Genomic DNA, 19584 nt, shown 5'->3' with positions numbered 1-19584 from the left:
GCGCATCGCTCGCCTCTTACCGCTCGCGCACCGCATTGCGCAGCGTTCGTTTTAATCCGCGGTTCTCTCCGCACCATCCAACACCAGGAGCTTTGCACATGCAAACCACCGACAACGCGACGTCCCAGTACGAGAGCGCCTCGAGCCGTCCGCTCGGCGGGACCGAACAGGGCGCGAAGGCGCTCGCGCCGCAGGCCACGTTCGCCGACTACAAGGTGATCCGCCGCAACGGCAGCGTGGTGTCGTTCGAACCTTCGAAGATCGCGATCGCGGTGACCAAGGCTTTCCTGGCCGTCAATGGCGGGCAGGGCGCGGCATCGGCGCGCGTGCGCGAGCAGGTCGAACAACTGACGCACAACGTCGTTCGCGCGCTCGTGCGCAGCCGCCCGAACGGCGGTACGTTCCATATCGAAGACATCCAGGACCAGGTCGAACTCGCGCTGATGCGCGGCGGCGAGCACAACGTCGCGCGTGCGTACGTGCTGTATCGCGAGAAGCGTCACCTCGAGCGCCAGCATGCGGGCGAGGAAGCGGCGGCAGCGGGCGGCGAGTCGACCACCGGCATCAACGTCGTCGACAACGGCGTCACGCGCCCGCTCGACCTGAACGCGCTGCGCGCGCTGATCGTGTCGGCGTGCGACGGCCTCGGCGCTGCGGTTAACCCTGACCCGATCGTCGCGGAGACGGTGAAGAACCTGTACGACGGCGTGCCGATGAGCCAGGTCTACGACTCGGCGATCCTCGCGGCGCGCACGATGATCGAAAAGGACCCGGCGTACAGCCAGGTCACGGCCCGCATCCTGCTGCACACGATCCGTCGCGAGATTCTCGGCGAGGAAGTCGTGCAGGCCGAGATGTCGACCCGCTACGCCGAATACTTCCCGCAGTTCCTGAAGCGCGGCGTCGACGCCGGCCTGCTCGACGACAAGCTGCTGCAGTTCGACCTGAAGCGCCTCGGCGAAGCGCTCGACGCGAACCGCGACCTGCAGTTCGGCTACCTCGGCCTGCAGACGCTGTACGACCGCTACTTCCTGCACGTCGAAGGCACCCGCATCGAAATGCCGCAGGCATTCTTCATGCGCGTCGCGATGGGCCTGTCGCTGAACGAGATCGACCGCGAAACGCGCGCGATCGAGTTCTACAACGTGCTGTCGAGCTTCGACTTCATGAGCTCGACGCCGACGCTGTTCAACTCGGGCACGCACCGCTCGCAGCTGTCGTCGTGCTACCTGACGACGGTCGCGGACGATCTCGACGGCATCTACGAAGCGCTGAAGGAAAACGCGCTGCTGTCGAAGTTCGCCGGCGGCCTCGGCAACGACTGGACGCGCGTGCGCGCCCTCGGCTCGCATATCAAGGGCACGAACGGCAAGTCGCAAGGCGTGGTGCCGTTCCTGAAGGTCGTGAACGACACGGCCGTCGCGGTGAACCAGGGCGGCAAGCGCAAGGGCGCGGTCTGCGCGTACCTCGAATCGTGGCACCTCGACATCGAGGAGTTCCTGGAGTTGCGCAAGAACACCGGTGACGACCGTCGCCGTACGCACGACATGAACACGGCGAACTGGATTCCCGACCTGTTCATGAAGCGCGTGATGGAAGGCGCCGACTGGACGCTGTTCTCGCCGTCGACCTGCCCGGACCTGCACGACAAGTTCGGCGCCGAATTCGAGAAGGCTTACACGGCTTACGAAGACAAGGTCGCGCGCGGCGAGATCAAGCTGTTCAAGAAGATCCCGGCGCAGCAGCTGTGGCGCAAGATGCTCGGCATGCTGTTCGAGACGGGCCACCCGTGGATCACGTTCAAGGATCCGTGCAACGTGCGCTCGCCGCAGCAGCACGTCGGCGTCGTCCATTCGTCGAACCTGTGCACGGAAATCACGCTGAATACGAGCGACACCGAAATCGCGGTGTGCAACCTGGGCTCGGTGAACCTCGTCGCCCACCTGGTGAAGCAGGCCGACGGCAGCTACGCGCTCGACCACGACAAGCTCAAGCGCACGATCAGCGTCGCGATGCGCATGCTCGACAACGTGATCGACATCAACTACTACGCGGTGCCGAAGGCGCGTAACTCGAACCTGAAGCACCGCCCGGTCGGCATGGGCATCATGGGCTTCCAGGACTGCCTGCACCTGCTGCGCACGCCGTACGCGTCGCAAGAGGCGGTCGAGTTCGCCGACCGTTCGATGGAAGCCGTCTGCTACTACGCGTACTACGCGTCGACCGAGCTGGCCGAAGAGCGCGGCCGCTACTCGAGCTACCGCGGCTCGCTGTGGGATCGCGGCATCCTCCCGCAGGACACGCTGAAGCTGCTGACGGAGGCGCGCGGCGGCTACGTCGAGGTCGACACGTCGGAATCGCTCGACTGGACGACGCTGCGTTCGCGGATCGCCGCGCACGGCATGCGCAACTCGAACTGCGTCGCGATCGCGCCGACGGCGACGATCTCGAACATCATCGGCGTGTCGGCCTGTATCGAGCCGACCTTCCAGAACCTGTACGTGAAGTCGAACCTGTCGGGCGAATTCACGGTGGTGAACGAGTACCTCGTCCGCGATCTGAAGGAACGCGGCCTGTGGGACGAAGTGATGGTCGCCGACCTGAAGTATTTCGACGGCATGCTGTCGCGCATCGACCGCATCCCGGCCGACCTGCGCGCGATCTACGCGACCGCGTTCGAGGTCGACCCGACGTGGCTGGTCGAAGCGGCATCGCGTCGCCAGAAGTGGATCGACCAGGCGCAGTCGCTGAACATCTACATGGGCGGCGCGTCGGGCAAGAAGCTCGACGAGACCTACAAGCTCGCATGGCTGCGCGGCCTGAAGACGACCTACTACCTCCGCACGATGGCGGCGACGCACGTCGAGAAGTCGACGGTCGCACACGGCGCGCTGAACGCAGTGCCGACGGGCGGTGCGGGTGGCGGCTCGAGCAGCGGCGGCGCGCAAGGCGCGGCGGGCGGCTTCGGTGCGGCGGGCGGCGGTGCGTCGTCGGGCGCGGTCAACGCGGCGCCGGCACTCGCGCCGGTCGAAGCGGATGGTCCGGTGTGCACGATGCGTCCGGGCGACCCCGGCTTCGACGAGTGCGAAGCGTGCCAGTAACGCAGTGCGCCTGACCTGAGAAGCAGGCCTGCGCGGCGCACACGACGACCGATCGAGGTTGAAGTGTGCGCCGCGCTCAACTAAAAAAATGATAAGGAATCTGTAACGCGACACCTGCGTTGCAGGCAATGACAAGCGATCGAAACATCTCCGACGGCGTCGCGTTTCGATCGGCGTTCGATGCGTCGAGCGCACCTCGCGATACACGCGCGACTCACATCGCGCGCTGCATGAACGACGATGCGTTGCTCAAAGTGTTGTATCGAGGTCGCAACGCGAATCGAAAAAAGGATTTTTCGTGAGCGAACCCTTTTATCGCTCAGGAAAAGATGGTACAAACCGTTCTAAATTGATGGTGAGAATTTATGCTCAACTGGGATGACGAGAAGACTGCCGTAACCCCCGCGAGCGGAGCGCAGCAAAACGCGATGCGCACCTCCGCCGGGATGGCTGTCGGAATGCAGGCTGCAACGCCTGCCGCCCATCAGGTCCGCGACATTTTCGAAGGCGATCTTGCGGTGCCGCCGCAAGCATCGGCTGTTCCCGCCGGCGGGTCGGAAGCGCGGGTCAATGTCGCCGACAAGCGCATCATCAACGGCCAGACTGACGTCAATCAGCTGGTGCCGTTCAAGTACAAGTGGGCGTGGGAAAAGTATCTGGCCGGTTGCGCGAACCACTGGATGCCGCAGGAAATCAACATGTCCCGCGACATCGCACTGTGGAAGGACCCGAACGGTCTGACCGAGGACGAGCGCCGCATCGTGAAGCGCAACCTCGGCTTCTTCGTGACGGCCGATTCGCTCGCGGCGAACAACATCGTGCTCGGCACGTACCGCCACATCACGGCGCCGGAGTGCCGGCAGTTCCTGCTGCGCCAGGCGTTCGAGGAAGCGATCCACACGCACGCGTACCAATACATCGTCGAATCGCTCGGCCTCGACGAAGGCGAGATCTTCAACGCGTATCACGAGGTCACGTCGATCCGCGCGAAGGACGAATTCCTGATCCCGTTCATTCATACGCTGACGGACCCGGCCTTCAAGACCGGCACGCTCGAAGCGGATCAGAAGCTGCTGAAGTCGCTGATCGTGTTCGCCTGCATCATGGAAGGCCTGTTCTTCTATGTCGGGTTTACGCAGATCCTCGCACTCGGCCGCCAGAACAAGATGACGGGTGCTGCAGAGCAATACCAGTACATCCTGCGTGACGAGTCGATGCACTGCAACTTCGGCATCGACCTGATCAACCAGATCAAGCTCGAGAACCCGCATCTGTGGACCGCGGAATTCCGCGCCGAGATCCGCGAGCTGTTCAAGCAGGCTGTCGAACTCGAATACCGCTACGCCGAGGACACGATGCCACGCGGCGTGCTGGGTTTGAACGCGTCGATGTTCAAGAGCTATCTGCGCTTCATCAGCAACCGCCGTTGCCAGCAGATCGGCCTCGACCCGCTGTATCCGAACGAGGAAAACCCGTTCCCGTGGATGAGCGAGATGATCGACCTGAAGAAGGAACGCAACTTCTTCGAGACGCGTGTGATCGAGTATCAGACGGGGGGCGCGCTGTCCTGGGAATAACCCGCAGCAGCGAACCCGTTACATGATGGAGCAGCCGGTGGCCTCTCGGCCCTGGCCCAAGGTTTAGGAGCAAGAACGCCTGATGCAAAGCATGCCCGGTGCCTTAACGGCCCAACGATACGACAGGCACTTTGCGAACCCTTCAGTGGGATGGGCAAACTTCCCTCCGGAAAAAGCGGACGGCCGTGTGGCGGTCCGCTTGATCAAGCGATTAGGGGTAGCGGCGCGAGGTGCGCCGGCTACCGACTTGATTTGGCGTGCGAGGCCATGGGGTCACGCGCGCCATACCGTATTCATTAGCGTAAGCGCGCGGTATCTGCGTACGCCGATGAATAGCCCGCTTCGAAGCGCACGTCCTGAACAGCGTCCGCGGGAAGCGGGTTTTGACGAAGGGTGTAGTTTGAACTGACTCTCATCTGAACCTGAAGGAGAACAACATGGCTACTGCCAAGAAGAAACCGGCTGCTAAGAAGGTTGCTGCCAAGAAGACCGTTGCGAAGAAGGCTGCTGCGCCGGCGAAGAAGGCCGCAGTGAAGAAGGTTGCTGCGAAGAAGGTCGCGGTGAAGAAGGTTGCCGCGAAGAAGGCAGCACCGGCGAAGAAGGCCGCTGCAAAGAAGGTCGCTGCAAAGAAGGTCGCAACGAAGAAGGTTGCAGCCAAGAAGGTCGCAGCGAAGAAGGCGGCACCGGCCAAGAAGGCCGCTGCGAAGAAGGTTGCAGCCAAGAAAGTCGCAGTGAAGAAGGTTGCCGCGAAGAAGGCGGCACCGGCGAAGAAGGCTGCCGCCAAGAAGGCCGCACCGGCGAAGAAGGCTGCTGCGAAGAAGGCTGCGCCGGCGAAGAAGGCTGCTGCCAAGAAGGCCGCGCCTGCGAAGAAGGCTGCCGCGAAGAAGGCTGCGCCCGCCAAGAAGGCTGCCCCTGCGAAGACGGCTGCCGCACCGGCGAAGAAGGCTGCTGCGCCGAAGAAGGCCGTCGTGAAGAAGGCTGCGCCGGCAACGACCGCGTCGACCGCATCGGTTGCGCCGGCATCGGGCGTGAAGACCGCGCTCAACCCGGCAGCCGCATGGCCGTTCCCGACCGGCAGCCGTCCGTAATCGCGGCTGAGCAGCATCACCCGGACACGCACGTGGTGTCCGTGGGTTGAGTAGCGCTACTCAATCAATCCCGCCATCTGGCTCAGATGGCGGGATTTTTTTCGTCCGCATGGGTCGTCGATCGGCCGGCCGACGCGAACGTGGACGAAAGCGCATGGACGAAAAAAAACGCATGTGCGGCTTCGCACATGCGTTCGACCGCGGCTTGCGCCGCGCGCTGAGGATACCGGTTAGTGCGTGACGCGCGTGACGCCGCCGCTCGACAGCAGGCGTACGCGCTCGCCGGCGCGGAACGCTTCGCCGCTGGCTGCCTGCGTGATCGAGCGCAGATCGCCGTTGTCGAGGCGCACGGTAATTTCGACACCGTTCGCCGTGCTGAGGTTTTCGCCGACCGCGTTACCCGCGACCGCGCCGACGAGGCCGCCGGCGATCGCCGTCAGGATCGAGCCTTTGCCGCCGCCGATCGCGCTGCCCGCGACCGCGCCGAGCGCGCCGCCGCCGAGCGTGCCGATCGCGCTGCCGCCGCCGTCGGACTGGATGCGCACCGCACGGACGCTTTCGACCGTGCCCATGCGGACCGTCTGTTCGCGCTGCGCCTGGCCGACGCTATAGACATCCGCCGAACCGGGTGCCGTGAAGCAGCCGGCGAGAGTCAGCGTGGCCGCCAGCATGGCCGCGAGCGTGAGGGTTTTTTTCGTCAACATCTTTGCTCTCCCACAATATTCATTTGAGACTGTAACCGAACGCAGTCTCGAAGCGTGCGTCGATTTCGGCGCGCGTCAGGTCGTAAGTCTGGGGCCCTTGATGGGCGATCTTGACGGAGCCCATCAGGCTCGCGAGGCGGCCGGTGGTTGCCCAGTCGAGGCCGTGCTCGATGCCGTACAGCAGGCCGCCCCGGAAGGCGTCGCCGCAGCCGGTCGGATCGGCGATGCGCTCGGCCGGCACGACCGGAATCTGCTCCGCACCCTGCTTGTGGCGGATGGTCGCGCCGTGCTCGCCACGCGTGATGACGAGCGCGTCGACCCGGCTGGCGATTTCATCTTCGGACCATCCCGTCTTGTCGCTCACCAGCTTGGCCTCGTAGTCGTTGACCGCGACATAGGTCGCAAGTTCAATGCTGCGGCGCAGCGTCGCACCGTCGAACAGCGGCAGGCCCTGGCCCGGATCGAACACGAACGGCACACCGGCCTTGGCGAGCTCTTCCACGTGCTGCACCATCCCGTCGAAGCCGTCCGGACCGACGATCGCCAGCTTGATGTCCGGCGCGTCGCCCGCGTGGTTCAGGTGCGACTGCATCATCGCGCCCGGGTGGAACGCGGTGATCTGGTTGTTGTCGAGATCGGTCGTGATCATCGCTTGCGCGGTGTACGTATCGGGTAGCACGCGAACGTGATCGCGGCGCAGGCCGAGCTGGTCGAACCGATCGAGATACGGCTGCGCGTCGAACGCGCCCATCGTGGCCATGATGCGCGCATCGCCGCCGAGCAGGTGCAGCGCGTAGGCGATGTTGCCCGCGCAGCCGCCGAATTCGCGGCGCATCGTCGGCACGAGGAAGCTCAGGTTGATGAGGTGCACCTGGTCGGGCAGGATGTGCTCGCGGAACCGCCCTTCGAAGGTCATGATGGAGTCGTAGGCGATCGAGCCGCAAATCAGCGTAGCCAAGGTGTGCGTTCCTGTAGAAATGAGGGGCCCTGCGCGACAACGCCGCGCGAAGGGCGCGGCGCGGCAGGGGAAAGCGGAAGAAAGCTTACTTCAGTGCGGCGAGCGCTGCATCGTAGTTCGGCTCGTCCTTGATTTCGCCGACGAGTTCCGCATGGATCACCTTGTCCTGCGCGTCGAGCACGACCACCGCGCGTGCGGTCAGGCCGTTCAGCGGGCCGCTCGTCACGTCGACGCCGTAGGCGTTCGCGAACGCGCGGCCGGTGCGGAACGTCGATGCCGTCACGACGTTCGCGAGGCCTTCGGTCGTGCAGAAGCGCGTGGCGGCGAACGGCAGGTCGGCGGACACGACGATCACGACCGTGTTGTCGAGCGACGACGCGGCTTCGTTGAACTTGCGGGTCGACGTCGCGCAGGTCGGCGTGTCGAGGCTCGGCACGATGTTCAGCACCTTGCGCTTGCCGGCGAAGCTGGCAAGCGTCAGATCGGCGAGATCCTTGCCGACCAGCTTGAAATCGGCGGCTTGCGCGCCGACGGCCGGGAACGTGCCGGCGAGATCGATCGGGTTGCCACCCAGCGTAACTTTGCTCATGTTCGTGCTCCGAAATAGCGCGCCGCTCGGGCGCGCGGGTTGAGACGGGCGCGCAAGCGCGCCGCGGCGCGTCACGGATAGAAGATCTGGACGCGGAAATTCGAGGCGGGCGTGCCGTTCGTTTCGAGGCGGACGACCATCGTCTGCGTCGTGCCGGGCGGCAGCCCGGCGTCGATCGGCGTGCCCGGGCGCACGTAGTCGCGCGGCGCGAGCACGCGGCGCACGGTGACGTGATTGGTGTCGTCGAGCAGCGTGAGTTCGAGCGACGGGTATGCGAGCGCGACGCGGTAGCGGTTCGTCAGCGGCACCTTCAGTTCGAGCTCGCGCGGGCCGTCGAGCTGGCGCAGGTCGGTCGGGTCGAGCCGCAGCCCGTCGATCGCGCGCGGCGGCGTGACCGTGCAGCCGAGCGGCGCGCACGCCTGCCGGAACCAGCCCTGTGTGACGGGCCAGTAGATCATCAGCGTCTCGCGCTGCCACCACGCCAGTTGCGCGACGAGCAGCCCGACCAGCGCGGCCGCGACGAGGCCGCCGAAAAAGCCGCCGAGCATCCCGCGTCGCTGCGGCGCGCGCGTCTCGCGCGTGACGGCGAAGTGCGGGCGATCGTCGTCGGTCAGGGCGGCGGGGAAGGGGGCGACCGGCTGGGCGACCGGCTGGGCGACCGGTTGGACGTCGGGCTGGGCCGGCGGTTGGGTGACCGTCCGGGCGACTGGTTCATCGGTTGCCGCCGCGGTCGACGCGTTGTCGTGCCGGGTGAAGGTGCCGGGTTCCGATGCGGTCTCGGCTTCGGTGAAGGCCGGTGCGGGCGTGAACGCGAAACGGGGTTCGCGCGGCGCGCGTTCGTCGTCCGGCGCCACGAAGTGCGCGGGGACGACGGGTTCGATCGGCGCGGGTTCGACCGGTCCGGCGGCGGTTTCCGTGTCGGACGGAACGTGAGCGACGAAGCGGGGCTCGCGCGGATCGCGCTCGACGGGCGCGATGGGTACGGGCGACGGCGCGGCTTCTTCGGTTTCGTGCGGTTCGTGCCGCGTCTGCGGCGAATGCGGTTCGGCCGGTTGCTCGACGGCAGCCGAAGCATCGAGCTCGGCCGGCGACGACGCGAACGGCTCGGGCGTACCCGACAGGTGGACGACGCCCGCTTCCGTGGACGGCAGCGCGAGCGGTATCAACGGCTCGGTTCGCACGGTCTCGACGCTGTGCTGCAGCGACGGATCGACGCCGGCGTCGAGCCACGGCGCCCACATGTCCCAGCCTTCCGGCTTGTAATCGGCGCCGGTCGGCAATTCGGGCGGCGCGTCGGCGGTGAACAGCCGGGCCGGGGCGGCCTGCTGCGGATGCGCGTCGCCGCCGTGCGGCGCGGCAGCCGGCTCGGTTAATGCCGGCTCGGGCTGCGGCGCGTACTCGGGAACGAGCGATTCGGCGGCGTTGAAGACTTCGTGGCAATGGCCGCAGCGCACGAGCCCCTGATGCAGCGAGAGCTGTTCCTGCTGCAGCCGGAAGACGGTTTCGCAATGAGGGCAGCGCGTCGCAAGAAGCATGTCGAGCCGGGCGGCCTGCTGGCCAGAGTGAAGGACAGCGCTATTCTAATGGCTTTCGCGGCGCGTTCCGGCAAGGCATACCCAGCCTTCGTGTTCGCGCCAGACCGAAATGTCGACGTAGCGCGCATAAACGGCCGCGACTTCGTCCGCCTGGCGCGCGAGCACGCCCGACAGCGCGATGCGCCCGCCCGGCTTGACCTTCGATGCGAGCATCGACGCCATCAGCTTCAGCGGATTCGACAGGATGTTCGCGACGACGATGTCGAATTCGCCGTCCGGGCACGCATCGGGCAGCCCGTACGTAACTTCCGCCCGGTTGCGTTCGCTGTTCTGGCGCGCCGATTCGACTGCCTGCGGATCGATGTCGATGCCGATCACGGGGTTCGCCCCGCATTTCTTCGCGAGGATCGCGAGAATGCCCGAGCCGCAGCCGTAGTCGAGCACCGACTGACCGGGCTTCACCGACTGCTCGAGCCACTCCATGCACAGACGGGTCGTCGGATGGCTGCCGGTGCCGAATGCGAGGCCGGGGTCGAGCTCGAGGACGAGCGCATCGGGATCGGGCGCGTCGTGCCACGACGGCACGACCCAGATCCGCTCGCCGATCGGAATCGGCTCGAACTGCGACTGCGTGAGCCGCACCCAGTCCTGCTCCTCGACTTCGCGCACGACGAACCGGGGCGTCTCGGCGAGGCCGATCTCGTTCGCGGCCGCCGCGAGCAGCACGGCCGGCTCGTGATCGGCCGACAGCAGCGCGACCACGCGCGAGTGCTGCCACGCGGTGCGATCGGGCACGAGGCCCGGCTCGCCGAAGAGCGGCTGTTCGTCGGGCGTGTCGGCGTCGGCGTCCTCGACGGACACCGACAGCGCGCCGAGATCGAGCAGTGCGTCGGACAGGGCCTCCGCATGCTCGCGGGCCAGTTCGACGACGAGTTCGCGATAACTCATGCTTACGCTTCTTCCGGTGCGACCTGCTGCTTCTGCGCGAGCCGGTTTTCGAGGTAATGGATGCTGGTGCCGCCTTCGACGAACTTCGCGTCGATCATCAGCTCGCGGTGCAGCGGGATGTTGGTCTGGATGCCTTCGACGACCATTTCCGACAGCGCGATGCGCATCCGGCGGATCGCCTGCTCGCGTGTCGCGCCGTAGGTGATCAGCTTGCCGATCATCGAATCATAGTTCGGCGGCACGAAATAGCCATTGTAGGCGTGCGAATCGACGCGCACGCCGGGGCCGCCCGGCGTATGCCACGACGTGATCCGGCCCGGCGAAGGCGTGAACTTGAACGGATCTTCGGCGTTGATCCGGCATTCGATCGCATGTCCGCGGAACTGGATGTCGCGCTGGCGCAGCGTGAGCTTCTCGCCGGCCGCGATGCGGATCTGTTCCTGCACGATGTCGACGCCGGTGATCAGTTCCGATACCGGGTGCTCGACCTGCACGCGCGTGTTCATCTCGATGAAGTAGAACTCGCCGTTTTCGTACAGGAATTCGAACGTGCCCGCGCCGAGGTAGCCCATCTTCTTGCATGCGTCCGCGCAGCGATCGCCGATGCGGTCGATCAGGCGGCGCGGAATGCCGGGCGCCGGCGCTTCCTCGATCACCTTCTGGTGGCGGCGCTGCATCGAGCAGTCGCGCTCGCCGAGCCAGATCGCGTTCTTGTGCGCGTCCGACAGCACCTGGATCTCGATATGGCGCGGGTTCTCGAGAAACTTCTCCATGTACACCTGCGGGTTGCCGAACGCACGGCCGGCTTCCTCGCGGGTCATGTTGACCGCGTTGACGAGCGCGGCTTCGGTGTGCACGACCCGCATCCCGCGCCCGCCGCCGCCACCCGCCGCCTTGATGATGACCGGATAGCCGATCGCGCGCGCAATCTTGACGATCTCCTTCGGATCGTCCGGCAACGCGCCTTCCGAGCCCGGCACGCACGGCACGCCGGTCTTGATCATCGTCTGCTTCGCGGTGACCTTGTCGCCCATCATGCGGATCGTTTCCGGGCGCGGGCCGATGAACGTGAAGCCCGACTGCTCGACGCGCTCCGCGAAATCGGCGTTCTCGGACAGGAAGCCGTAGCCGGGGTGGATCGCCTCGGCGTCGGTGACTTCCGCGGCGCTGATCAGCGCCGGCATGTTCAGGTAGCTCAGGTTCGACGGGGCCGGGCCGATACAGACGGCTTCGTCGGCGAGGCGCACGTACTTGGCTTCCTTGTCGGCTTCCGAGTACACGACCACCGTCTTGACGCCGAGTTCGCGGCACGCGCGCTGGATGCGCAGCGCGATTTCACCGCGGTTGGCAATGAGGATTTTTTCAAACATAGCGAGTATTCGTCTCTTCGAGGGGCGCGCGAACGGCGCCTGGCGAGCATCTCGGCGGCGCGCGGCCGGCAGGGCCGCGCGGCGGGCTTAGCCGATCACGAAAAGCGGCTGGCCGTATTCGACGGCCTGGCCGTTCTCGACGAGGATTTCCTTGATCACGCCGGCCTTGTCCGACTCGATCTCGTTGAGCAGCTTCATCGCTTCGATGATGCAGATCGTCTGGCCTTCCTTGACCGTGTCGCCGGCCTGCACGAACGGGTCGGCGCCCGGCGACGGCGCGCGATAGAACGTGCCGACCATCGGCGACGTCACGACGTGTCCCTGCGGGACGGCCGGTGCGGCGGCTGCGCCGGCGGCCGGCGCCGCGCCGTCGGTCGGCAGCGCGGCCGCCGGGGCCGGCGCGCGGGCTTGCGGGGCATACCCAGCCGTCGGCTGCACGTAGACCGGCGGCGCGTTCTTGACGATGCGCACCTTGCCTTCGCCTTCCGTCACTTCCAGCTCGGAGATGCCGGATTCGGAAACGAGGTCGATCAGAGTTTTCAGCTTACGAAGATCCATCGGGAATTCCCCTTTCAATACGTGAAAGCGCCGGTGAGGGGCCGGCGCTGAATCTAGATCGCGAAATCAGCCGCGCGACGCGCCTTGCAGCTTGTCCAGCGCGTACTCGAGCGCGTACAGATAACCTTTCCAGCCGAGCCCGCAGATCACGCCTTCGGCCTGGTCGGAAAAGTAGGAGTGGTGCCTGAACGCTTCGCGGCGATGCACGTTCGACAAGTGAACCTCGACGAACGGGATGCCGACACCGGCGATCGCGTCCCGGATCGCAACGCTCGTGTGCGTATACGCGGCCGGATTGATCAGGATGAAATCGGTCTGTTCCTCCCGCGCGGCCTGGATGCGGTCGACCAGCGCGCCTTCATGGTTGCTCTGGAACGACGACAGTTCGGCGCCGGCTTCCCGGGCGCGCGCGGCAAGCGCCTGATCGATCTGCGCGAGCGTGACGCGGCCGTACACCTCCGGTTCCCGGGTGCCGAGAAGGTTCAGGTTGGGGCCGTGCAACACCAGCAATCGTGTCATGGTCGCTTCTATTTCTGCGGAATTGCGCGAACTTTAGCGCTATTTAGAGAAATTTGTCTAGTTTTGCCGAACGGCCAGGCGCGCCGGACCTGCAAGAATTACCGGCGCGGGCGCAAAGTATCCGCGAATTCACGCGAAATTGCCGCGATCGACCTGCAAATCGCCGCCAACGTGCGGGCTGCCGTTCGGACCGATTACAGTGCGTCGAGCGTCTTTTTCAGCTCGGCCGGTTGGATTTGTCCCAATTTTGTCTCGCGAATCTTGCCGGTTTCGTCGATGACGACGGTAAACGGCAGCGCGCCGGCGGTATTTCCGAAATTTCGGGCCAGATCGGCGCCTGCGTAGCCGCTGACGAAGACTGGATAGTCGACCTTCACCTTCTGCAGGAAGTTCTTCACGTTCTGCCCGGAATCGACGCCGATTCCGACGAAACGGATGCCTTTCTGCTTGTACTGATGTGACAGCGCGACGAGCTCGGGCATTTCCTCGACGCACGGGCCGCACCACGACGCCCAGAAATTGACCACAACCTTCTGGCCCTTGAAGGAAGCGAGCGACGCCGGCTTGCCGTCGACGCCGGTCAGCGACGACGCCCACAGCTGGTCGACCGGATTGCCGTGGGCGGCCGGCGCGGCGACGGCGACACCGTCGTCGGCGCTGCCGCCGCGGAACCAGTGGCCGGCGGCGAGCCCGCCGGCGATGGCGGCGGCCGCGACCACCGCGAGCGCCAACATGCGTTTCATCATCATCGTTGAATCATTCCGGTTCGGAAGGAGCCTGGCCTGCATCGACGAGCGCGCGCAGCGCCGCGGCGTCCGCGCGGGCGACGCGGCCGCGCGCGTCGGCCTTCACCGCGCCGCGCAGGTCGTCGCTCGCATACAGCGCAAGATGGATGCCGATCGCATCCACGTCGCGCCGCGGGCGCCACAGGAAACTGAGCGTCTCGACGTCGCCGCGGCCCGCGAAATGCCGCGTCTCGGACACGTCGTACTGGACGTTCTGGTTCAGCAGGTAGATCGCGACGTCCTTCGGGTTGTCGGTGAAGGCCTGCAAATGGATATCCGAATGCGCGTTCGCAGTGCCGTTCAGCACGGCGCCCGTCACATAAGGATGGAACTCGGCGAGCCGGCCCATCCAGTCGAGCGCGATTTCACGCAGGCGGCGCAGTTCGTCCGGCTGCGTGTCGCTCTGGAACAGCGCGAGGTACTCGCGCAGTTCTTCCTCGATCTGGTCGTTATCCGGCAGCCATTCGCCGGCAACGCGCGAATCGCCCAGTAACTGGCGCGCGGCCTTGCGCTTCGCGCCGGCATAGTCCTGGCCGTCCTCCGCGATCAGGCGGGCGGCGGACTGGGCGATTTCCTCGCGGACGCGCCGCGGGTCGACAAGAGGTTTGCGAGACATGATCCGGCAATCATACTCGATCGCCACGGCGCCCGAGCGCGGGTGCGGCGGCCCGCCGTCCGAGGGCGTCGGCGCTGCTCGCGCGCATCGTTCGGGCCGCCGGGCATCGCAGGCCGTCAGTTACAATACTGCTCTTTGTGTCGCGGCCAGGTCGTTGGCCGGGCGCCGGCCGGACGGCCTCGCCGGCGCGCCGCACACGCATCCTTTCCGAATCGACGGCGCCCGGCGGCGCGAAAGCATTCCTCTATGCACATCCACATTCTTGGCATCTGCGGCACCTTCATGGGCGGTCTCGCCGTACTCGCACGCGAGGCGGGCCACACGGTGACGGGTTGCGACGCGGGCGTCTATCCGCCGATGAGCACGCAGCTCGAGGCGCAGGGCATCACGCTGATCGAGGGCTACGGCGCCGAGCAGATCGACCTGAAACCGGACCTGTTCGTGATCGGCAACGTCGTCACGCGCGGCAATCCGCTGATGGAGGCAATCCTCGATCGCGGCCTGCCTTACGTGTCGGGTCCGCAGTGGCTCGGCGAGCACGTGCTCGCCGGCAAGTGGGTGCTCGCGGTCGCGGGCACGCACGGCAAGACGACCACGTCGTCGATGCTCGCATGGCTGCTGGAAGATGCCGGCCTGAACCCGGGCTTCCTGATCGGCGGTGTGCCGCTGAACTTCGGCGTGTCCGCGCGGCTCACCGATTCGAGCTTCTTCGTGATCGAAGCCGACGAGTACGACACGGCATTCTTCGACAAGCGCTCGAAGTTCGTGCACTACCGGCCGCGCACCGCGGTACTGAACAACCTCGAATTCGATCACGCCGACATCTTCCCCGATCTCGCCGCGATCGAGACGCAATTCCACCATCTCGTGCGCACCGTGCCGGGCGTCGGGCGGATCGTCACGAACGGCCGCTCGGATGCGCTCGAGCGCGTGCTCGCGCGCGGCTGCTGGAGCGAGGTCGAGCGTTTCGGCGTCGACGGCGGCTGGCAGGCGCTGCCGGCCGAGGACGGCGTGCCGGTCGACGAACGCTTCGCGGTGTATCGCCAAGCCGAGCGCGTCGGCGAAGTCGCGTGGCAGGTGCAGGGCGACCACAACCGGATGAACGCGCTCGCGGCGATCGCCGCCGCGCGCCACGTCGGCGTGCCGCCGGCGCAGGCTGCGGTTTCCCTCGCGTCGTTCCGCAACGTGAAGCGCCGCATGGAAGTGCGCGGCAGCGTGGACGGCGTGACCGTCTACGACGATTTCGCGCACCATCCGACCGCGATCGATACCACGATCGCCGGTCTTCGTGCGCGCATCGGCCGCCAGAATGCCCGCATCCTCGCCGTGCTCGAGCCGCGCTCGAACACGATGAAGCTCGGCGTGATGAAGTCGCAACTGCCGGCGAGCCTGGCCGATGCCGATCTCGTGTTCGGCTACGGCGCGCCGACCGGGCGCGATGCGCTCGGCTGGAATCTCGCCGAGGCGCTCGCGCCGCTCGGCGAGCGCGCGCGCGCATTCGACGATCTGCATCTGCTGGTGAAGGCGGTGGTCGAGGCCGCGCGTCCGGGCGACCACGTGCTCGTGATGAGCAACGGCGGCTTCGGCGGCGTGCACCAGAAGCTGCTCGACGCGCTCGGGAGCCGCCCGTGATCCTGTATCTGCACGGCTTCCGGTCGTCGCCGGAATCGCAGAAGTCGCGGCTGCTCGCCGCGCGGATGGCCGAACTCGGCCGCGCCGACGAGTGGCGGTGCCCGTCGCTGTCGGTGTCGCCGCTGGAGGCGATCGCGGTGGCGGAAGCCGAGGTCGCGGGCGCACGCGACGTGACCGTGATCGGCAGCTCGCTCGGCGGGTATTACGCGACGTGGCTCGCCGAAAAGCATGGCTGGAAAGCCGTGCTGCTGAATCCGGCGATCGTGCCGCAGCGGGATCTGGAACAACATCTGGGCGAGCAGCCGCTGTGGCACGGCGGCGGCACGATCGTCGTCGAGCGCCGCCACCTGCACGAACTCGACGCGCTGCGCGTGCCGGCGATCACGCGCGCCGACCGCTACTATCTGTTCGCGGCGACCGGCGACGAAGTGCTCGATTACCGCGAGATGCTCGCCCATTACCCGGGCGCGAAAACCCGCGTGATCGACGGCAGCGACCACGGAATCAGCGAATTTGCCGACTATGTCGACGACGTTCTCGCGTTTTGCGACGGAAAGACGTCATAAACCGGCCACGTGCCAATCGAATTCCCATCATCATGCGGCGCCGCCGACGCGGCGCCCGGCAGTCTGAACGAGAGTACTGAGTGAACGTTTTCTTCGAGGAATCGGGCAGTTTCAAGGCGGGCAGCGTGCTGTCGCGCCAGGGCGACGCATTTCAGGTCGAGTTGCCCGGCGGGCGGCGCGCGAAGGTGCGCGCGAAAGACGTGCTGATCGAATTCGACAAGCCGGCTGCAGGCGAACTGATGCAGGAGGCCGACACGGCCGCGCAGCAGATCGATCTGGACTTCCTGTGGGAATGCGCGCCGGCCGACGAGTTCGCGTATACGGCGCTCGCCGCCGAATACTTCGGCGCGACGTACGGCCCGGTCGAGCGCGCGGCGCTGGTGCTGCGGCTGCACGGCTCGCCCGTCTATTTCCGCCGCAAGGGGCGCGGCCAGTACCAGCGCGCGCCGGAAGAGCAGCTCAAGATGGCGCTCGCGTCGCTCGAGCGCAAGCGCCAGCAGGCGCTCGTGCAGGCGCAGTATGAAGAAGAGCTGAAGGCGGGCAAGCTGCCGGAAGCGTTCGCGGGCAAGGTGCTCGGGCTGCTGACGCGGCCGGACAAGAATTCGATCGAATACAAGGCGATGGAAGCGGCGGCCGGCGCGCGCGGCGTGTCGCCGGCGCGGCTGATGCTCGACTGCGGCGGCATCGAGTCGCCGCGTGCGCTGCACGAAGCGCGCTTCCTCGCGGAATTTTTCCCGCACGGCACCGGCTTTCCGCCCGTCACGGTCGGCCCGCTGCCGGACGACCTGCCGCGCGCGAACGTCGAGGCGTTCTCGATCGACGACATCACGACGACCGAAATCGACGACGCTTTCTCGGTCGAGCACCTGGCCGACGGCCGGGTGCGGATCGGCGTGCACATCGCGGCGCCGGCGCTCGGCATCGTGCGCGGCGATCCGGTCGACGCGATCGCGCGCGCGCGGCTGTCGACCGTCTACATGCCGGGCGACAAGATCACGATGCTGCCGGACGACGTCGTCGACGTGTTCACGCTGAAAGAGGGCGATTACCGGCCGGCGCTGTCGCTGTACATCATCGTGAACCGCGACACGCAGGACATCGTCGCGAACGAGACCCGCGCCGAGCTCGTGTTCGTGAAGAACAACCTGCGCCACAACACGCTCGACGAGCTCGTCAACGAAGAGACGCTCGCGGCCGGCACCGGCGACTACCCGCACAAGGACGACATCGCCGTGCTGTGGCCGCTCGCGCAGGCGCTGTTCGAGAAGCGCCAGGTCGCGCGCGCGGGCTACGGCCTGAAGCGCGAAGTGCAGCGCAACACCGACTACAACTTCTACGTCGAAGGCGAGCACGTGACGATCACGCCGCGCCGCCGCGGCTCGCCGCTCGACCTGATCGTGTCGGAGCTCGCGATCCTCGCGAACTCGACCTGGGGCGCGTTCCTGCACGATCACACGGTGCCCGGCATCTACCGGTCCCAGCGCGGCTTCGGCGCGCCGGGCCCGAAGCGCACGCGGATGCAGACGACGGCCGCGCCGCACGAAGGCCTCGGCGTCGCGCAGTACGCGTGGAGCACGTCGCCGCTGCGCCGCTACGTCGACCTCGTGAACCAGTGGCAACTGCTCGCGTGCGTGCAGCACGGCGTCACCGCGAAGCTCGCCGCGCCGTTCAAGCCGAAGGACGCCGATCTCTACGCGGTCGTGCAGGGCTTCGACGATACGTACACGGCCTACGCCGACTACCAGCGCCGGATGGAGTACTTCTGGTGCCTGCGCTGGCTCAAGCAGGAGCAGAAGAAGCAGGTCGTCGCGAGCGTCGTCAAGGGCGATCTCGTGCGCCTCGAGGAAATCCCGCTGCTGCTGCACGTGCCGGGACTCGGCGTGCATGCGCGCGGCACGCGCGTGCTGCTCGACGTGATGTCGCTCGACGAACTGACGATCGAGGCGTCGGTGCGTCTGCTGAACGTGCTCGACGCGCCGACCGTGACGAGCGGCGATACGGCCGAGGCCGACGAAGAGGATGATGCCGAAGGCGGCGACGACACGCTGGTCGACGCGGAAGACGCGTCGGCGCAAACCGAGGCCGAAGCGCTGGCCGAATCGGGCGACGCGGCGGCACAGGGCGGCGAAGCCGCGAGCGGCAACGACGGCGAAGAGGGACGCGCATCATGAACGCAGTTGCGTCGACGAGCGGCACGGACCGCTATGTCGTGTTCGGCAACCCGGTGGCGCACAGCAAGTCGCCGTTCATCCACGCGCAGTTCGCCGCCCAGACCGGCGAGCCGATCGAGTACGCGCACCGGCTCGCGCCGGTCGACGGATTCGAGGCCGCCGTGCGCGCGTTCGTCGCCGAAGGCGGTCGCGGCGCGAACGTGACGGTGCCGTTCAAGCTCGACGCGCATGCGCTCGCCGACACGCTGTCGCCGCGCGCGGCGGCGGCAGGCGCGGTGAACACGCTGCGCATCGACGCCGACGGCCGCCTTTACGGCGACAACACCGACGGCGTGGGCCTCGTGCGCGACATCGAAGCGAATCTCGGCGTGTCGCTCGCGGGTGCGCGCATCCTGCTGCTCGGCGCGGGCGGCGCCGCGCGCGGTGTCGTGCTGCCGCTGCTCGACCGCGCGCCGCTGTCGATCGGAATCGTCAATCGCACCGCGAGCAAGGCCGAGGCGCTCGTCGGCCAGTTCATGCAGGCCGCGCACGATGCGGGCTGCATGCTCGCGGGCGGCGGGCCCGGCGTCGTGCGGGCCGAGCCGTACGACGTGGTGATCAATGCGACGGCCGGCAGCCTCGATGCCGCGCTGCCGGAATGCGACGCGGCCGCGTTCGGCGCCGGCACGCTCGCGTACGACATGATGTACGGCGCGCAGCCGACCGTGTTCATGCAGCACGCGGCGTCGCTCGGCGCGCGCACGGCCGACGGGCTCGGGATGCTGGTCGAGCAGGCGGCCGAATCGTTCTTCATCTGGCGCGGCGTGCGGCCGGACGGCGCACCGGTGCTGGCCGCGCTGCGCCAGGCGCTCGCGGCGAGCTGAACGG

The 19584-nt window shown here is 66.7% G+C and carries 18 protein-coding genes; 8 read left to right on the top strand and 10 right to left on the bottom strand.

The window, feature by feature from the left end; translation table 11 throughout:
• The first annotated feature begins 98 nt into the window (after positions 1–98).
• From JYG37_RS34615 to JYG37_RS34600, 4 genes are all read left to right on the top strand, one after another.
• Positions 99–3101 carry a ribonucleoside-diphosphate reductase subunit alpha gene (locus JYG37_RS34615; protein ID WP_050013876.1) on the top strand — a complete coding sequence of 1001 codons (3003 nt, stop codon included), beginning with the start codon at positions 99–101 and terminating at the stop codon, positions 3099–3101.
• Between the two features lie 365 nt (positions 3102–3466).
• Entirely contained in the window at positions 3467–4678 is a 1212-nt protein-coding gene (locus JYG37_RS34610) for a ribonucleotide-diphosphate reductase subunit beta (protein ID WP_014898151.1), read from the top strand.
• 82 nt (positions 4679–4760) lie between these two features.
• Positions 4761–5087, top strand: a complete 327-nt coding sequence (locus tag JYG37_RS34605; protein WP_080334256.1) for a hypothetical protein — start codon at positions 4761–4763, stop codon at positions 5085–5087.
• Between the two features lie 28 nt (positions 5088–5115).
• Positions 5116–5766 (top strand): histone H1-like DNA-binding protein, encoded by a 651-nt coding sequence (locus JYG37_RS34600; RefSeq protein WP_089488157.1) that lies wholly within the window; start codon positions 5116–5118, stop codon positions 5764–5766.
• A gap of 230 nt (positions 5767–5996) precedes the next feature.
• Here JYG37_RS34600 and JYG37_RS34595 read toward each other — a convergent pair whose 3' ends face one another.
• The 10 genes from JYG37_RS34595 to JYG37_RS34550 form a co-directional block, all read right to left on the bottom strand.
• Positions 5997–6470, bottom strand: coding sequence for an outer membrane lipoprotein (locus JYG37_RS34595; protein ID WP_176015582.1), 474 nt, complete (start codon positions 6468–6470; stop codon positions 5997–5999).
• A 19-nt stretch (positions 6471–6489) separates the two neighbouring features.
• On the bottom strand, positions 6490–7428 hold the full coding sequence (locus tag JYG37_RS34590; protein WP_176015581.1) for a carbohydrate kinase family protein: 939 nt from the start codon (positions 7426–7428) through the stop codon (positions 6490–6492).
• A gap of 85 nt (positions 7429–7513) precedes the next feature.
• Positions 7514–8017 (bottom strand): thiol peroxidase, encoded by a 504-nt coding sequence (tpx, locus tag JYG37_RS34585; protein WP_050013872.1) that lies wholly within the window; start codon positions 8015–8017, stop codon positions 7514–7516.
• A gap of 71 nt (positions 8018–8088) precedes the next feature.
• A complete protein-coding gene (locus JYG37_RS34580; protein WP_213347126.1) occupies positions 8089–9552 on the bottom strand; it encodes a zinc-ribbon and DUF3426 domain-containing protein in 1464 nt (487 codons plus the stop codon).
• Positions 9553–9597: 45 nt separating this feature from the next.
• On the bottom strand, positions 9598–10500 hold the full coding sequence (gene prmA / locus JYG37_RS34575) for a 50S ribosomal protein L11 methyltransferase (RefSeq protein ID WP_050013870.1): 903 nt from the start codon (positions 10498–10500) through the stop codon (positions 9598–9600).
• Positions 10501–10502: 2 nt separating this feature from the next.
• Complete coding sequence (accC, locus tag JYG37_RS34570; RefSeq protein ID WP_050013869.1) at positions 10503–11870, bottom strand: acetyl-CoA carboxylase biotin carboxylase subunit; 1368 nt, start codon at positions 11868–11870, stop codon at positions 10503–10505.
• A gap of 87 nt (positions 11871–11957) precedes the next feature.
• On the bottom strand, positions 11958–12428 hold the full coding sequence (gene accB, locus JYG37_RS34565; RefSeq protein ID WP_213347124.1) for an acetyl-CoA carboxylase biotin carboxyl carrier protein: 471 nt from the start codon (positions 12426–12428) through the stop codon (positions 11958–11960).
• Positions 12429–12494: 66 nt separating this feature from the next.
• On the bottom strand, positions 12495–12947 hold the full coding sequence (aroQ, locus tag JYG37_RS34560; protein ID WP_027783493.1) for a type II 3-dehydroquinate dehydratase: 453 nt from the start codon (positions 12945–12947) through the stop codon (positions 12495–12497).
• A 194-nt stretch (positions 12948–13141) separates the two neighbouring features.
• Positions 13142–13696 carry a TlpA family protein disulfide reductase gene (locus JYG37_RS34555; RefSeq protein ID WP_089488160.1) on the bottom strand — a complete coding sequence of 185 codons (555 nt, stop codon included), beginning with the start codon at positions 13694–13696 and terminating at the stop codon, positions 13142–13144.
• A 7-nt stretch (positions 13697–13703) separates the two neighbouring features.
• Positions 13704–14348 carry a UDP-N-acetylmuramate--alanine ligase gene (locus tag JYG37_RS34550; RefSeq protein ID WP_124556634.1) on the bottom strand — a complete coding sequence of 215 codons (645 nt, stop codon included), beginning with the start codon at positions 14346–14348 and terminating at the stop codon, positions 13704–13706.
• Between the two features lie 246 nt (positions 14349–14594).
• On the opposite strand from JYG37_RS34550, the gene mpl reads away from it, so the two are divergent.
• The 4 genes from mpl to aroE all read left to right on the top strand — a co-directional run bounded on the left by mpl (position 14595) and on the right by aroE (position 19580).
• Entirely contained in the window at positions 14595–15980 is a 1386-nt protein-coding gene (gene mpl / locus JYG37_RS34545) for a UDP-N-acetylmuramate:L-alanyl-gamma-D-glutamyl-meso-diaminopimelate ligase (protein ID WP_050013865.1), read from the top strand.
• On the top strand, positions 15977–16546 hold the full coding sequence (locus JYG37_RS34540) for a YqiA/YcfP family alpha/beta fold hydrolase (RefSeq protein ID WP_050013864.1): 570 nt from the start codon (positions 15977–15979) through the stop codon (positions 16544–16546). Before mpl ends, JYG37_RS34540 begins: the two co-directional genes overlap by 4 nt.
• Positions 16547–16626: 80 nt before the next feature.
• The gene (locus JYG37_RS34535; protein ID WP_050013863.1) at positions 16627–18717 is read left to right on the top strand and encodes an RNB domain-containing ribonuclease; all 2091 of its coding nucleotides are present in this window, start codon (positions 16627–16629) and stop codon (positions 18715–18717) included.
• Positions 18714–19580, top strand: a complete 867-nt coding sequence (aroE, locus tag JYG37_RS34530; RefSeq protein WP_050013862.1) for a shikimate dehydrogenase — start codon at positions 18714–18716, stop codon at positions 19578–19580. The genes JYG37_RS34535 and aroE overlap by 4 nt, the downstream gene beginning before the upstream one ends.
• The last annotated feature ends 4 nt before the right edge of the window (positions 19581–19584 follow it).

The sequence above is a fragment of the Burkholderia sp. LAS2 genome, assembly GCF_018417615.1.
In the GTDB taxonomy this organism is placed as follows: Bacteria; Pseudomonadota; Gammaproteobacteria; order Burkholderiales; family Burkholderiaceae; genus Burkholderia; species Burkholderia sola.
Note: the sequence above shows the minus strand (reverse complement) of the source record. Positions and strands in the feature narration are given on the sequence as shown.